At 59.3% G+C, this 15,018-nt stretch carries 19 protein-coding genes and 1 tRNA gene; 6 read left to right on the forward strand and 14 right to left on the reverse strand.

Annotated features, from left to right (window positions below; genetic code table 11):
* Positions 1–184: 184 nt before the first annotated feature.
* The 4 genes from FH041_RS04335 to FH041_RS04350 all read right to left on the reverse strand — a co-directional run bounded on the left by FH041_RS04335 (position 185) and on the right by FH041_RS04350 (position 2,862).
* Positions 185–1,225, reverse strand: coding sequence for a methionine synthase (locus FH041_RS04335; protein WP_028686447.1), 1,041 nt, complete (start codon positions 1,223–1,225; stop codon positions 185–187).
* A 27-nt stretch (positions 1,226–1,252) separates the two neighbouring features.
* On the reverse strand, positions 1,253–2,239 hold the full coding sequence (locus FH041_RS04340; RefSeq protein ID WP_059183852.1) for a DUF1852 domain-containing protein: 987 nt from the start codon (positions 2,237–2,239) through the stop codon (positions 1,253–1,255).
* Between the two features lie 129 nt (positions 2,240–2,368).
* A complete protein-coding gene (locus FH041_RS22905) occupies positions 2,369–2,605 on the reverse strand; it encodes a hypothetical protein (protein ID WP_080992835.1) in 237 nt (78 codons plus the stop codon).
* A 35-nt stretch (positions 2,606–2,640) separates the two neighbouring features.
* Positions 2,641–2,862, reverse strand: a complete 222-nt coding sequence (locus tag FH041_RS04350; RefSeq protein WP_027916123.1) for a hypothetical protein — start codon at positions 2,860–2,862, stop codon at positions 2,641–2,643.
* Positions 2,863–3,229: 367 nt separating this feature from the next.
* Between FH041_RS04350 and FH041_RS04355 the strand changes: the two genes are divergently transcribed.
* Positions 3,230–3,463: a hypothetical protein gene (locus FH041_RS04355; RefSeq protein ID WP_028686445.1), complete on the forward strand. Its 234-nt coding sequence runs from the start codon at positions 3,230–3,232 to the stop codon at positions 3,461–3,463.
* Between the two features lie 99 nt (positions 3,464–3,562).
* Here the strand turns inward: FH041_RS04355 and adhP are convergent, their stop codons facing one another.
* Positions 3,563–4,573: an alcohol dehydrogenase AdhP gene (adhP, locus tag FH041_RS04360; RefSeq protein ID WP_027916121.1), complete on the reverse strand. Its 1,011-nt coding sequence runs from the start codon at positions 4,571–4,573 to the stop codon at positions 3,563–3,565.
* 432 nt (positions 4,574–5,005) lie between these two features.
* Between adhP and FH041_RS04365 the strand changes: the two genes are divergently transcribed.
* Positions 5,006–5,194, forward strand: coding sequence for a hypothetical protein (locus tag FH041_RS04365; protein WP_027916120.1), 189 nt, complete (start codon positions 5,006–5,008; stop codon positions 5,192–5,194).
* A gap of 59 nt (positions 5,195–5,253) precedes the next feature.
* On the opposite strand, the gene FH041_RS04370 is transcribed toward FH041_RS04365, so the two are convergent.
* Positions 5,254–5,338, reverse strand: a tRNA-Leu gene (locus tag FH041_RS04370).
* A 290-nt stretch (positions 5,339–5,628) separates the two neighbouring features.
* Between FH041_RS04370 and FH041_RS04375 the strand changes: the two genes are divergently transcribed.
* Genes FH041_RS04375 through FH041_RS04385 form a run of 3 tightly spaced genes read left to right on the forward strand, consistent with a single transcriptional unit; the run spans position 5,629 to position 8,604 of the window.
* Positions 5,629–6,783, forward strand: coding sequence for a nitrogen regulation protein NR(II) (locus FH041_RS04375; RefSeq protein WP_027916119.1), 1,155 nt, complete (start codon positions 5,629–5,631; stop codon positions 6,781–6,783).
* Between the two features lie 10 nt (positions 6,784–6,793).
* Positions 6,794–8,239: an ATPase domain-containing protein gene (locus FH041_RS04380; RefSeq protein WP_028686443.1), complete on the forward strand. Its 1,446-nt coding sequence runs from the start codon at positions 6,794–6,796 to the stop codon at positions 8,237–8,239.
* 11 nt (positions 8,240–8,250) lie between these two features.
* Entirely contained in the window at positions 8,251–8,604 is a 354-nt protein-coding gene (locus tag FH041_RS04385; RefSeq protein WP_027916117.1) for a response regulator, read from the forward strand.
* A gap of 41 nt (positions 8,605–8,645) precedes the next feature.
* Here the strand turns inward: FH041_RS04385 and csrA are convergent, their stop codons facing one another.
* The 8 genes from csrA to FH041_RS04420 form a co-directional block, all read right to left on the reverse strand.
* Entirely contained in the window at positions 8,646–8,837 is a 192-nt protein-coding gene (gene csrA, locus FH041_RS04390) for a carbon storage regulator CsrA (RefSeq protein WP_027916116.1), read from the reverse strand.
* Positions 8,838–9,090: 253 nt separating this feature from the next.
* Positions 9,091–10,113 (reverse strand): DNA topoisomerase IB, encoded by a 1,023-nt coding sequence (locus FH041_RS04395; protein ID WP_028686441.1) that lies wholly within the window; start codon positions 10,111–10,113, stop codon positions 9,091–9,093.
* Between the two features lie 71 nt (positions 10,114–10,184).
* Complete coding sequence (modC, locus tag FH041_RS04400; RefSeq protein WP_028686440.1) at positions 10,185–11,276, reverse strand: molybdenum ABC transporter ATP-binding protein; 1,092 nt, start codon at positions 11,274–11,276, stop codon at positions 10,185–10,187.
* Between the two features lies 1 nt (position 11,277).
* A complete protein-coding gene (modB, locus tag FH041_RS04405) occupies positions 11,278–11,958 on the reverse strand; it encodes a molybdate ABC transporter permease subunit (protein WP_027916113.1) in 681 nt (226 codons plus the stop codon).
* Entirely contained in the window at positions 11,958–12,710 is a 753-nt protein-coding gene (gene modA / locus FH041_RS04410) for a molybdate ABC transporter substrate-binding protein (RefSeq protein WP_128610402.1), read from the reverse strand. The genes modB and modA overlap by 1 nt, the downstream gene beginning before the upstream one ends.
* 116 nt (positions 12,711–12,826) lie before the next feature.
* Positions 12,827–13,903 carry a nitronate monooxygenase family protein gene (locus FH041_RS04415; protein WP_140174218.1) on the reverse strand — a complete coding sequence of 359 codons (1,077 nt, stop codon included), beginning with the start codon at positions 13,901–13,903 and terminating at the stop codon, positions 12,827–12,829.
* A 39-nt stretch (positions 13,904–13,942) separates the two neighbouring features.
* The gene (locus FH041_RS22645; protein ID WP_088523181.1) at positions 13,943–14,113 is read right to left on the reverse strand and encodes a hypothetical protein; all 171 of its coding nucleotides are present in this window, start codon (positions 14,111–14,113) and stop codon (positions 13,943–13,945) included.
* 8 nt (positions 14,114–14,121) lie between these two features.
* Complete coding sequence (locus FH041_RS04420; protein ID WP_027916110.1) at positions 14,122–14,424, reverse strand: DUF1883 domain-containing protein; 303 nt, start codon at positions 14,422–14,424, stop codon at positions 14,122–14,124.
* Positions 14,425–14,583: 159 nt separating this feature from the next.
* Between FH041_RS04420 and FH041_RS04425 the strand changes: the two genes are divergently transcribed.
* Positions 14,584–14,946 (forward strand): hypothetical protein, encoded by a 363-nt coding sequence (locus tag FH041_RS04425; RefSeq protein WP_028686437.1) that lies wholly within the window; start codon positions 14,584–14,586, stop codon positions 14,944–14,946.
* Positions 14,947–15,018 lie beyond the last annotated feature (72 nt).

Here is a 15,018-nt window from a genome sequence, read left to right on the forward strand (position 1 = left end):
TGTGCGTCAGGCAATGCGTGAAGATGTGCTGATCGATTTGGCCATGGCAAAGGGTGCGGCAGACGCCAAGGCGCAAACCCTTGATTCGGGTGGTCGCCGCTAGCCACTGAACGGTCAATTCAGTGGCGCCAGTGTGTTCAGTTTTGCCGCGGAGGACGACTGTCGAATGCAAACTGACGTGCACTCATGGCCCTTTTGCACCCGACAATTCCTGCCGCACGATTGCAGCGCCTGCTGTCAGTGCGCGCAATTTGCCTTGGGCAACCGAGCGGGGCAGGGGCGCCATGCCGCAATTGGTGCATGGGTAGAGCTTGTCGGCGTCCACGAATGCCAGCGCCTTGCGCAGCGTATCGGCAACGGCCTCGGGTGTTTCGATAGCGTGCGTGGCCACATCGATTGCGCCGACCATGACTTTCTTGCCGCGGATCAACTCGATAAGGTCCATGGGTACGCGTGAGTTCTGGCATTCCAACGACACGATGTCGATACTCGATTGCTGAAGTTTGGGAAACGCCTTTTCATACTGGCGCCATTCGGCACCCAGGGTTTTCTTCCAGTCAGTGTTGGCCTTGATCCCGTAGCCGTAGCAGATATGCACTGCTGTCTCGCATTTGAGGCCTTCCAACGCCCGCTCGAGCGTGGCGATGCCCCAGTCGTTCACTTCATCGAAGAACACGTTGAAGGCGGGTTCGTCGAACTGGATGATGTCGACACCTGCAGCTTCCAGCTCTCTGGCTTCCTGGTTGAGCAGCACGGCAAACTCCCATGCGAGCTTTTCGCGGCTCTTGTAGTGGCTGTCGTAAAGCGTGTCGATCATGGTCATGGGCCCTGGGAGCGCCCACTTGATAGGCTGTCGAGTCTGCGCGCGCAAGAACCTGGCATCGTCGACGAACACGGGCTTGCGCCTGGCCACGGTACCTACCACTGTCGGAACGCTGGCGTCGTAGCGATCACGGATGCGCACAGTCTGCCGGTTCTCGAAGTCCACGCCGCTCAGGTGCTCGATGAACGTGGTCACGAAATGTTGACGCGTCTGTTCGCCGTCACTGACGATGTCTATCCCGGCGCTCGACTGTTCGTGCAGCGCCAGGCACAGTGCGTCCTGCTTGCCTTCGAGCAAGGCATCGCCGTGCAGTTTCCAAGGTGACCAGAGGGTTTCGGGCTGAGCCAGCCAGGTCGGCTTGGGCAAGCTGCCAGCGGTAGAGGTGGGGAGCAATGTGTTCATGAAATTCGACCTTGTGCGAGGAGGCGATCAACCTGCGAAGTGTGCAGACCATTGTTCGAGCAGCGTGTGGTAAGGCTTGATGAAGTGGGCCTCAGCGAACGTTCCTTGTTCAACGGCCAAACGGCTGCGCTCTACACGGTCGTAAACAATGCGCGTCAAAGAGTAGTCTTCGTGTTGCAGGCTAGGCTGATACGTGGCGCCGGCCGTTGCATTGGCGTTATAAATTTCGGGACGATAGATTTTCTGAAAGGTTTCCATCGTGCTCAAGCTGCTGATCAGTTCCAATGAGGTGTAGTCATTGAGCAAGTCGCCCGAACAGTACAAGGCCAGCGGCGCCCGGCTGCCTGCAGGCATGAAATAACGAACACGCAAGCCCATTTGCTTGAAATAAGCATCGGTCAATGAATAGTCATCCTGCCGGTACTCTTGGCCCAACACGGGGTGGTCATGCCCCGTGCGCTGATAGGTTCTGCTACTTGACACGCTCAGGCAAATGACCGGTGGCTTGATAAAGTGTTGCTGGTAAACCGATGAGCCCACAAACCCTTTGAAAAGTTTACCGTGCAGCACGCCAAAATCGGCAGGGGCACTGAAGTCCGGGCGGTGGACGTTATAGGCGGGCAGCACGATGCTGAAATCGTAATCGCGCACATAGGACGAAAAGTTGTTGCCGGCTATGCCCGGCAAACGCTGGCCGGTGTGATGATCAATGACGGCAGTGGACAGTATTTCGATCAAGGGCAGCGGCGTATGCGTGACCTCGGTTGTAAAGTGAATGTACACCGATACGATATCCAGCTCTACGGTGTAGCGGTCACCGGCAGGGTTGTCCCAGTGGGCCAGCGCGTTGAAGCGATTATTGATCATGCCCAGTGTGTGGCGAAGGTTCTGTTCGCGAAGTGAACCCCTTGCCAAGTTGGCAAAGTTGGTGGTCAGCCGCGTGTTTTCGCACGGGCAATAATGTTCGTCAAATCGCGTGCGTTTGAGCGAGTAGGTAATGGCTTGATGCGTCATGAGTATTGAGGTCCACTCGTTGAGTCTGTCCCTGTAAAGTGGGGGTCATCTTAGAGTGAGCGCACAGGTATCCCTACTGAATTGATTTCAGCACAGGATCAAGAGGACTCATGAAGCCAGGCGCACGCGTCAGCCTTCAGGAAGGCTGACGCCACAGACAAAGTCATTCGAGCCCAGGCGATGAGCGCCATATTCCACCACATACCCACTCCCTCGACGTTGGGCTTCGATGTGGGCCGTACGCTGGTCAGCGTAGACGTCGACAAAATGCCACGGATGACGATCTCTCAACACGCCCCAGCCCAGTACCCACCCTGGCTTGTGTGGATCAGCAGGCAGGTTCCTCTTAAGACTACGGATACTCATTCGAGACTCCCGTGGCGACCGGTTAACGCGTTGGCTCAACAGGTGTAAAGGATGGTGTATGACGCATCGCACCTGGGTACGATCACGACGGGTTTTTCGAACAACTGGTTGCCGTGAATGGTCGTCGTGAAGTGCGCCTTCTCCAGACGTGCCCAGAGGCCCAGATCATGTATTTCAATGCGCGTAGCAACACGAGCTTGATGGCTGAGTTCGTGTTGGATGCGCGTTACAACATCACTCGCTTCTTCTTCTGTCATGACGATTACTCCGGTTGAGCAGAAACGTCCACGTCCCATAGAACCTGGACCTTGAACGGGGACTCCTGTGTAAGTAGAGCGCAATACTTCGCTGTTGGTGACCTTCTCCGACGAACGTAGCAGCGCCTTGATAACTGTTCGAGGCGCGTGGAGATCATGGCTGATGTGGAGGCGGGGACAGATAAACACAGCAGGGACTGCTAGTCTCAAGGTACCTGTTGATCGCTTTGGCTGAACCTCGCGCGGCAGTGGGGGTCATCAAGTAAGAGACCCACGATTTATTGCGTTTTGCGTTGCCAGTTTCTGAAAGGTTGGCTCGCTATGATCAGGCTCATCAGGTGAACACCTTCCGCAAAGGAGTCAGGCAATGGACTATTCCAGTATGGTCGAATCTTTGAACAAGATGCTCAAGGCGGCATCGGACGAGCGTGAGCGTGCGCAGGCGTGTGCAAAGGCCAAAGACGCCTGTGAGGAACCGCGTGCAGAAGCGGAGGAAGCCGAGGTCATGGCGCAGTTGCCAGGATCTCAGGTCTGGGTCTATGAAGGGCGCAGCAGAAAAGCGACGACGTCGGCCTATGCGGTGCGAGGTCATGGCCGTTGAGCACGGCGCTCAGCGGTCTGCAGCCACCCTTGCAGTGGCTTGCGACCCCGATGAACAGGGCCGCTGCCCGCTGCACACAGCTTGAGTGGAGGGCCTCGTTCAGCCCTCGAACTGGATCACCATCCGGCCCTTGATGCGCCCATCGAGCATCTCTTCGAAGATCTGATTGATGTCTTCGATGGGGCGCAGGCTGACCTTTGGCACCACCTTGCCTTCGGCAGCAAATTGAAAGGCCTCTTGCAGGTCCTGGCGCGTGCCCACCAGCGAACCGATGACCTCAATGCCATCGAGCACCAAGCGCGGGATATTCAGGTTCATCGCTTCTGACGGTAGCCCCACGGCCACCAGCCGCCCACCGGCACGCAGAGCATCGACGGCCGAATCGAAGGCGCCCTTGGCCACGGCGGTAACCACAGCGGCATGGGCGCCACCGGTCTGGGCCTGGATGACCTTGGCAGCATCCTGGCTGGAGGGGTTGATGGTAAGATCGGCTCCCATTTCAGTCGCGAAGCGCAGTTGCTCTTCGTTGACATCAATCGCAATGACCTTGGCGTTGAAGACGTTCTTGGCGTACTGCAGTGCCAGGTTGCCCAGCCCGCCGAGGCCGTAGATTGCGATCCACTGGCCGGGACGAATGTTGGACGTCTTGACTGCCTTGTACGTGGTCACGCCTGCGCAGGTGATACTGCTGGCCGCAGCGGACGATAGCCCTTCCGGTACCTTTACCGAGTAGTCGGCCTTGACGATACAGGCCTCCGCCATGCCACCGTCTACGGTGTAACCGGCGTTCTTGACCTGCCGGCACAGCGTTTCATTGCCGCTGGTGCAATACTCGCAGTGGCCGCAGCCCTCATAGAACCAGGCCACGCTGGCGCGGTCGCCCGGTTTGAGGGACGTTACGCCAGGACCGACGTCCTGCACCACGCCAATGCCTTCATGGCCCAGCACAATACCCGTCTTGTCGCCGAAGTCACCGTTCTTGACGTGCAAATCAGTGTGGCAAACGCCGCAACACTGCATTTTCAGCAGGGCCTCGCCGTATTCGAGAGGGCGAACATGTTTTTCGACCACCTCAACGCGACCGCCTGGGGCTACGACAGCAGCTTTCATACGAACCTCCGTGTCTATTCGGTTGACTTGAAGCTAGCCCATGCAGAATAGCGCCCGCTTGCAAGTGGAAAACTGCCGCAGGTCATAGGAAGGCGGTGGCGTTGAGGACGGCGACAAAAAGAAAAGCCCGCGGCAAGAATGCGGCGGGCTGCAAGAACATACGGAGCACGGTCAGAGTGCCAAGGCGAATGTGATCATTTCGTGAAGAGAAGGTGATGGGTACGTCGTACGTGAAGAAAATGTGCGACTGGGCAGTGGCAGGCCCTGCTGACCGACAAAAAAATGCCCGCCAGGAACGAGCGGGCCAACAACGTCTTGAAGGGAGAGCTCCTACGTTGAACGCAGGGCGTTAACCTGGGATTAAGTCACTGCGGCGTTGACCGCAGAAGCCGTTGAGCCTATACAGGCGTGCCACTTGAATCGAGGCTCATTATGCGCGACGACGACCTGCACGAACCTGAGCATGATCATTTGCTGGATCATGAATTTCACGATGAACAAGACGCGCTCGAGCCGGATGCCCATGGGGCGCAAGACGAGATCGAGATGCCATCGCTTGACGCGCTGGAAGAAGAAGAGCGCGATCATCCTGCGTGGTTCGACGACTGCGAGGATGAGTGATGGCGGGCCAGCAAAAGACAGGCAACAAAAAAGGCGCCTTGGGCGCCTTCTTCAGGATGTGGTGCGAGTGGCGGGACTCGAACCCGCAAGGCTCACGCCGACAGATTTTAAGTCTGCTGTGTATACCAATTCCACCACACTCGCACGCTTGAAAGGGCCACGGGGGCCGGCTCACTTCAGACAGAAGGGCTGTGCAATCAAGGCGGCTTTATAACCCACCGTTATAGCAGAGTCAACCTTGGCTGCCATATTCCGCACATCGCATCCCATCACACCTGGCCGATTGACAGTGTCATGAGCTTGGCCCAATGTTAGCCAAGTCACTGGATGTGATGGTCGGGCCGACGACTGCGCAATGAAGGTGAACAGCGTGCGTCAAGGTCTGAGCTCTAGCCGTTTGGATGATGTTCACCTGCCGTGCCGATGGAGCTCGCATGGTTTCAACTGATTGCCAGGTCAATTCAGATATGCCTGCTCATCGTTACGAGCAATTGGTCCAGTCGGTGGTGGACTACGCCATCTACATGCTCGATACCACCGGCCATATCGCCTCGTGGAATGCGGGCGCCCAGAGGATCAAGGGCTATAGCGCCGATGAAGTGGTGGGGCGTCATTTTTCCCTGTTCTTCACGCCTGAAGACTGCGCCGAAGGCAAGCCTGAGCAGTTGTTGCGTCAAGCGCTCGAACAGGGGGTGTCGCGGCATGAAGGGTGGCGCCAGCGCAAAGACGGCACGCGCTTCTGGGCATTGGTGGCCCTCGATGTGGTTCGCGATGACCAAGGCCAGGTCGTCGGGCTTGCCAAGGTTACGCGGGACATTACCGACCGCCGTGAGTCAGCGATGCAACTGGACGCCGTCAGAGCGCAGCTGTTCGAGGCTCAGAAGCTCGAGGCGCTGGGTCAGTTGACCGGTGGCCTGGCACATGATTTCAACAACCTGCTGACCATTATCCTCAGCTCTGCACGCTTGGCCCTTGCCGCCCCGGACCCAGAGCGCGTTCAGCGCATGCTGCACAACATTCTGGAAGCTGGCCAGCGCGGCACCGACCTGACCCGTCAGCTGCTCAGCTTTGCGCGTCATCGCAAGCTCGAGGTGACCTGTATAGAGCCGGCCAAACTGATCGACGCCACCCATGGATTGCTTGTTCACGCACTGCCCAGTTCGGTCACACTGGATGCGCGAGTGCAGCCCGATCTTCCCATCATCGAAGTGGATGCTGGTCAGTTGCAAATGGTGTTGCTCAACCTGCTGTTCAATGCCCGGGATGCCATCGCCGAGGAAGGCCGCATCGTGCTGACCGTCGAAGCGGTGTCGCTGACAGGTGAGGTCGATGGCCTGCACGGCCACTTCGTGTGCTTCGAGGTGCAAGACAGCGGCGAGGGCATGGCGGCGGAGGTACAGCCACGTATTTTCGAACCCTTTTTCACCACTAAACCCTTCGGTCAGGGCACCGGCCTGGGCCTGAGCCAGGTGTACGGATTTGCCAGGCAAAGCGGCGGTGCCATCAGCGTGCAAAGCGAGCTGGGGGTCGGCACGTGCATGCGGCTGTATTTGCCCGTTCATTCAAGCCAGCCAGTTACCGAGCCGTGAGGGGCACAGCATGACTCAGACACTCAAGCGATTGTTGACAGGTATCGACGGGCTCGATGCCCTGCTCAAAGGTGGGTTGGTGGCGGGTGCGTCGTACATCGTGCAGGGCCCACCTGGCGCAGGCAAGACCATTCTGGCCAACCAACTGGCCTGCGAGCATGTGCGCAAGGGGGGCCGGGCGCTGGTGGCAACGTTGCTCAGCGAGTCCCATGAGCGGCTATTTCAATACTTGGGCACGCTGGACTTCTTCGACCCCTCGATGGTCGGCGATCAGATCCAGTTCGTCAGCGCCTTCGACACCCTGGAGCAGGATGGCCTTGATGCCGTGGTCAGGTTGCTGAGGCAGGAGATCAGTCGACACAAGGCCAGCCTGCTCATCGTCGATGGCGTACTCAATGCCCGCCTACGTGCCGAAACATCGCTCGATACCAAAAAATTCGTCTCAGCGCTGCAAGGTCATGCGGCCTTTGCTGGCTGCACCGTACTGTTGTTGACCAGTGCGCGGCTCGAAGAAGGCAGCCCTGAACACACGATGGTCGACGGCGTGATCGAACTGGGTGAGCAGATGATGGGTAGCCGCGCCGTTCGCACGATTCAGTTGCGCAAGACACGTGGCAGCGGAGCCTTGTCCGGGCGTCACGAGTGCCTGATCGACGATACCGGTGTGAGGGTGTTTCCGCGTCTGGAGTCATTGTTCGCCAAGCCCAGTGCGCCCGCTAGTGCAGTTGCATCACGGATCAGCAGTGGTGTGTCGACGCTCGACGACATGCTCGATGGCGGACTGTCCTGCGCCTCTGTAACGCTTCTGATCGGCCCGTCGGGCATTGGCAAGACCTCGCTTGGCATGGCGTTTCTGGCGGCCAGCACACCCCAGGCGCCCGGCTTGCATTTCGGTTTCTACGAATCACCCGATCGCCTGCGCATCAAGGCGGCTTCGCTGGGGTACGACTTTGCAGCCATGGAACAGACCCAGAGCTTGACACTGTGCTGGGAGCCTTGTACGCAGGTGCTGCTGGATCAGCTGGGTGCGCGCTTGATCGAACAGGTGCAGGCAACCGGGGCCAAGCGAGTCCTTATCGACAGCCTGGGCGCGTGGAGCCGCCTGTCCACGGAGCCTGACCGTCTGAATGCCTTTTTTCGCGCGTTGACCGGAGAGCTGCGCAATCGAGAGGTGAGTGTGATGCTGACCTGGGAAATGCGCGATATCTTTGGTGCGGAGATCACTGCGCCGGCGCCCGATTTATCAAGCATCGTCGACAACCTGGTGTTGATGCGATTCGTTGAGCACGACGGCACCTTGCGCCGAATGCTCTCCATCCTGAAAGTACGCGACAGTGCTCACGACGCGTCTTTGCATGAGCTTGTAATCGCATCGTCTGGGATCTCACTGCGTAGAGCGTTCGAAGGCACCAGCGGGGCCCTTTCTGGCACAGCCGTGCCGCAAGGGAGCCTTTAGGTTTCTCTTACATGAAGACTGTGCTGATCGTCGACGACGAATACCTGATAGCCGAGATCTTGGGTTTTGCCCTGGAAGACGAAGGGTATGCGATCGAAAAGGCGAGTAACGGCCAGAAAGCGCTGGAGGTACTCAAACGCGTACAGGTGCAGTTGGTCATCACCGACTACATGATGCCCGTGCTCAATGGTCAGGAGCTGGTACGTGCCATGCGGGCAGATCCTGCCTTGCGAACGCTGCCGGTCATCCTCATGAGCGGCGCCCAGGCCAGCGAGGGATGCCCGACATTATTCGCGGCAGTGTTCGACAAGCCATTCGACATGGGCGAGATGATTGCGACCGTGCGTGGCCTACTGAAGGGCTAAGGCTGTGGGCGCATCCCTGCAGCCCGCTTGAATGATCGGTGTCAATCGTCCTGCTTCTCAGGGGCCGGATTGCCGGCCTGGATGCGTTTGAAGATCTCCTCGCGGTGCACTTGAACGTCCTTGGGTGCGTCGATGCCTATTCTCACCTGCATCCCTTTGACGCCCAGAATGGTGACTTTGATGTCATCGTTGATGACGATGCTCTCGCCAACCTTACGGGTGAGTATCAGCATGTACTTCTCCTTGGTGATAAAAAAGTCCGCAGGCCATGTGCGCTAGCGGTGGGAGCCTATCCCTTTTCCTTCCATTAAAGACGCTTTAGAAGCCTAGTAATTCCCAAAATGTCAAAATCTATGGCACGAAGAAGGGATGCGAACAGCCAGCTACCGTATAAAGGATTTGTAGGACAAGGTGCTCTGTTGGGAAGGATAGTGGGGGCCTCGTTCAATAGGAAATACCTTTGCATCATGGGGTGGATAGACAAGCTCAATGTGCGGCCTGCTGTTCCAATGCCTTGAGAAAGACCAGCAAAGCGACCTCTTCCGGGTCCAGCCCCTTGCGCACTCGGCTCTTGGGCAAGGCGGCCAGCCGCCCGAGTGTGTAATGCTCCAGCACCGCTGGGTGGATATAGCAGCGTCGGCACACGGCGGGGGTGTTGCCCAGGCGCGAGGCGACTTGTTTGACAATGGCAGCGACCTGGCGCTTGGCCTCGGTTTCAGGCTCCCAGGCCAAGGGTCTGAGCAGGTCCAACGCAAGACTGCTGCCGGCCCAGGTACGGTAGTCCTTGGCCGTGAAGTCGGCGCCAGTCAACTGTTGCAAAAACTGATTGATGTCGCTCGAACCAATGCTGTGACGCTGGCCATCGGCATCCAGATACTGGAACAGCGCTTGGCCGGGCAGTTCCATGCAACGCTTCAGCAAGGCCGCCAAGCGTCGGTCACGCAGCGTCACATCGTGCTCGACGCCACGCTTGCCACGGAACTGAAAGCGGATGGTACTGCCCTTGACCTCTACATGTCGATTGCGCAGGGTCGTCAGCCCATAGGACTTGTTGTCGCGCATGTAGCGCTGGTTGCCAATGCGGATGAGGGTATGGTCCAGCAGGCTGACTACCAGGGCCATGACCTTTTCACGGTCAAGGCCCGGTCGTGACAAGTGGGTTTCCAATTGTGAGCGCAGCTTTGGCAATGCCTGGGCGAAGGCGAGCATTCGGCCGTATTTGTGCTGGTCACGGGTTTCACGCCATTGGGCATGATAGCGGTACTGCTTGCGGCCACGGGCATCGCGGCCAGTGGCCTGCAAGTGCCCTTGCGGGTCGACGCATATCCAGACATCGGTATAGGCCGGTGGGATCACCAGTGCGGCGATACGTGCCAGTGTTTCAGGGTCGCGGACCCGTTCACCATTGGCGTCCAGGTAGATGAAGCGGTCGCGCCAGCGGCGACGAGTCAAGCCGGGCTGGCTGTCGTCGACGTAATGCAGCGTTTCGGGAAGCGGGCAGTCGAGCATGGGCGGCAGGCCTCGATCAAGTCACTGATCAATGGACAACGGCCGCTTGGCCGTTGCTCCATTTCAGCGCGTCAGCTCAGCAATGCAACCGATTTGATCTGTGCATACAGGCGCTGGCCTGGGTGTACCCCAAGCTGGTCCGCCGAGAAACGCGTAATACGGGCGAGCAGGGTGCTGCCGTCGGCATCCAGGCTGACCAATAAATGGGCTGGGTTGTCGGCAGCGTGGGTGGCGCGTACCTGAACCTGCACTCGGTTGAGGATGCTTGAGGTGCCGTCGGCGGTGAGCGCCAGGCTGACATCGCGAGCGTGGACCTTGACCCTCAAGGCGCTGCCCAGGGCCCGGATGGGGTGTGCGAAACGTAGTACGAGCCCGTTGTTGCCAGGCAAGCGCAGTTCAAGCAGGTCGTAGTGCGGGTCATGGCCTGTCACCTGGCCTTCGAGCACCACGCCGGCATCCTCGCCCTGAGCCAACGATAAGTCCAGACGCGCCAAGGTAGGGGCAACCGGGCCGCTCGCTACCACACGTCCATGCTCCAGCAGCACGACGTGGTCAGCCAGCCGCGCCACTTCGTCCTGTGCGTGGCTGACATAAACCACAGGCACGTCCAGTTCCTCGTGCAGGCGCTCGAGGTAAGGCAGGATTTCACGCTTGCGGGGCCCGTCCAAGGCAGCCAGGGGCTCATCCATCAGCAGCAGCCGGGGGCTGCTGAGCAGCGCGCGGGCAATCCCGACGCGTTGCGCCTCGCCACCCGATAGCGTCGAGGGCCGGCGCGCCAGCAGGTGGCCGATGCCCAGCAGCTCGCTGGCGTGTTCCAGGTCCACCTTGCGCTGGGTCCACGGCACACGGCGCCAGCCGAACTCCAGGTTGCCACGCACGGTCAGGTGCGCGAACAGGCTGGGCTCCTGGAAGACGTAGCCCACCGGGCGCTGATGGGGCGGTAGAAAGACGCCACGAGCGGTGTCCTCCCAGACCTCGCCATTGATTTCCACATACGCTTGGCCAGGGCGCTCCAGCCCGGCCAGACAGCGCAGGCAACTGGTTTTGCCCGAGCCAGAGTGTCCAAACAAGGCGCTGATACCGCGCCCTGGCAGTTGCAGGTCGACGTCCAGGGTGAAAGCGTCGCGTGCCAGTTTCAGGCGTGCCACGATCGAGTGCGTCATGTCAGTTCCAGCCCGCATTGCCGCGTCGGCCTGCGTACAGCAACAGCAGCACCAAGAAAGAGAACGCCAGCATGGCGCCTGCGAGCCAGTGCGCCTGGGTGTAGGCCATCGCCTCGACATGGTCGAAGATCTGCACGGATACCACGCGGGTCTTGTCTGGAATGTTGCCTCCGATCATCAACACGACACCAAACTCGCCTACGGTGTGGGCAAAACCCAGGATGCTGGCGGTGATGAAACCCGGACGGGCCAGTGGTAGCGCCACATGCACGAAACTGTCCCAGGGCCCGGCGCGCAGCGTGGCCGCCACTTCCATGGGGCGCTTGCCAATGGCGGCAAAAGCGTTTTGCAACGGCTGGACCACAAAGGGCATCGAGTAGATGACCGAGCCGATTACAAGGCCCGAGAAGCTGAACACCACATTGCCCAGGCCCAGTGCCGCAATCCCTTGGCCAAGCCAGCCATGCGGGCCTAGTGCAATCAGCAGGTAAAACCCGATCACCGTCGGCGGCAGCACCAAGGGCAGGGCAACGATGGCGCCTATCGGCCCGCGAAACCATGACCGCGTGCGTGCCAGCCACCAGGCAACAGGTGTGCCTACGATTAAAAGAATCAGGGTGGTCAGGCTGGCCAGCTTCAGGGTGAGCCAGATGGCGCCAAGATCACTGGCATCGAGCGGCATCAGATTTCATAGCCATAGGCTTTGATCACCGCAGCTGCCTTGGGGCCCTTGAGGTAGTCCACCAAGGCCTTGGCAGCCGGGTTGTCTTTGCCTTTTTCCAGAATCACCGCGTCTTGGCGAATGGGGGCGTGCAAGGAAGCCGGGACGATCCAGGCCGAACCGCTCTGCACCTTGCCATCTTTGAAGATCTGCGACAGCGCCACGAAGCCCAGTTCTGCGTTACCGGTAGAGACGAACTGGAAGGCTTGGGTGATATTTTGACCTTCTACCCATTTGTCGCGCGTCGCCTCGGTCAGCTTGAGCTTTTCTAGCACTTGCGTGGCCGCCAGGCCGTAAGGGGCGGTCTTCGGGTTGGCGAGCGCGAGGTGCTGGTATGCATTGCGCTGCAAGACTGCGCCCTTGTCATCCACATACCCAGGCTGGGCCGACCACAGGGCCAGCGTGCCGATGGCGTAGGTAAAGCGTGAGCCTGGCACGATGGCGTGCTCTTTCTCGAGCTTGGCCGGGGTGCTGTCGTCTGCGGCCAGGAACACTTCGAAAGGGGCACCGTTGTTGATCTGGGCATAGAACTGTCCGGTAGCGCCGTAGGCTGCAATCAGCTTATGGCCGGTGTCCTTCTCGAAGTCCTTGGCGATGGCCTGGATGGGTGCGGTGAAGTTGGCAGCGACAGCCACCTGGACCTCGTCGGCCCAGGCAGTGTTCAGGGTAATCAGGCTGGCGAGGGCGGCTAGGTAAGGCAGGCGAGAACGCATTGGGAAAGCTCCTGGTTTTCGTTATATGCCTGACTATATAGCGCTTCGCCAGTTGCTTGCAGCTGTTTTTATTGGATCGAGGCTCAAGCAAGGCACGGCGCGCTTGATCGGTCCGGTTAGCGGTTCAGACGAGCCAATGCCTTGTCTGCAATGTCACGGGTCAGGTCTGCAGCGGACAAGTGCCGGCCGAGGCGTAGTGCCTGGCCTGCCCAAAGGTTGCTGAAATCACTGCTGCCTTGGGCTTCAGTGATTGCCCGCAGTGGCATCAATGCGCCACCTGCGAGCGGAAACCGGGGTGCCTGCGCGCTCATGGGGCCCAGCTCGCGCATCAGGCGATTATGGATACCGCGGGCCGGGCGACCGGTGAACAGGTTGGTCAGGGCCGTGTCGCTGGCGGACGCGCTGTCCAGCGCCTGCCGATGAAACGGCGACACGGTGGCTTCGGGGCAGAACAGGTAGGCGGTGCCGATCTGCACCGCAGAGGCACCCAATGCCAGTGCGGCCAGCACACCACGGTGATCGCCAATGCCACCGGCCGCAATCACCGGGACATCGACGGCATCGACCACCTGCGGCACCAGCGCAAGCGTACCGATTTGGGTGGTGATGTCTTCACTGAGGAACATGCCGCGATGCCCGCCAGCCTCATAACCCATGGCGATGATCGCATCACAGCCGCGATCCTGCAGCCAGCGTGCCTCTTCGACGGTTGTGGCACTGGACAGTACTCGGGCCCCACTGGCTTTGACCCTGCGCAGCAGGTCAGCCTGAGGCAGGCCGAAGTGAAAACTCACCACTTCAGGGCGCAGGTTCTCGACCAGCTGGCAGCTGTGTTCGTCGAAAGGCGCGCGGTTGGACACCGGTGCAGGTGCTTCGAAATCAGCCCCCAGCGTTCGATAGTAGGGCTCGAGCACCTGCTTCCAAGCGGTGAGGGCGTCAGCATCGGATGCCGGTACCTGATGGCAGAAGAAGTTCAGGTTCAGGGCGCGGCCAGGGCTGGCGGCTCGAAAGACAGCGATTTGCTCGCGTACCTGCTGGTGCGTGAGCATGGCGCAAGGCAATGCGCCCAGACCACCGGCCTGGCTTACCGCAATAGCCATCGCCGTACCTGATGCCCCGGCCATCGGCGCTTGAAGGATGGGCAGTTCGATACCCAGCAAATCGAGAACACGGCGATCGGGCCACTGGCTCATGCGACGCTCCTTCAGGCGCAATGGATGGAGACTGGGCGATTAGAGTGCCTTGCTGACCTGGATGTCGCTGACCTTGTCCACGTCTTCACCATGGATCTTGCGCAGGGCTTGTAGCGCTTGTTCCCGAGAGTCGTCTGACATGAGGGCGAAATCCCAGCGGCGCTGGCCTTCGAGCTTGTACTTGATGACGTACTTGATGGTTTGGGTCATGGCTGGCCTTACCTGAGCTGCGACGAGGAACGACGGATGATCTTGATCTTGTGCGTAAGGCTGGGCTTGCGCGTGACCGAGATCGGACGGGTCGTCACGGTATCGATGGTGATGTTCCAGAAACCGGTGCTTGGCACGGTGATCTTGGCGGGGAACTTGTCGAAGTGGCCGCCGTGATAGGTGTGACGACCGCCATTCTTGAAGCTGCGGAAGTTGGCGTCGTTCATCAGACGGATGTTGCAGCGCTGGGAGCACTCGATGACGACGATGTCGTCCTCGTTGAGGTGCTCGCGCTGGTGTACGAATTTCATGTGTGGCTCCGCAAAGTCTGGTTTTGCAAACGCGCACGATAACACGATGCGCGGTGAGCGCGCCGGGCTGCTGACCGGGCGCAGATAAATCTGCCAGTACAGGGAGCAAAAGAGCCAGATCACGGTCGAACGGTGTTCCTGATGACAGAGGTGCAGCAGATGAAGTGGATGTTGGCGGCGTGGATGCTGACCCTGGCCGGGTGCGCCAGTGTGTCTGACCTAGAACAATCCCATGAGACGATGGATGTGATGTCAGGCAAGACGCCACGTGAATATGCCGACTGCGTGAAGGCCCGGCTGGCCGACTCGCGTGGCCCGTTGACGGAAGAAAAACGCGGTGATGGATTGCGTTTGATCGTGCCGCAGAAGTTTTCGCCAGGCGAGGGCCCAGGCGCGCTTCTGGATATCAGCCAGCGTGGCAACAATGGCAGCAGCATCAAGTTGCATGAACGTCTGAGCAACTTCCCATTGCGCCCGGGTGATGTGCGTAACGCCGCGACGGCTTGTATTTCCGGGGATTGACCCAGCGCAAGTGACCGACCTCCTTTTGCTTATATGTTTTGGGCCTAAGCATATAACAATAGAAAAGGAGGT

Source organism: Pseudomonas sp. SWI7, from assembly GCF_006351945.1.
Classification (GTDB): domain Bacteria; phylum Pseudomonadota; class Gammaproteobacteria; order Pseudomonadales; family Pseudomonadaceae; genus Aquipseudomonas; species Aquipseudomonas fulva.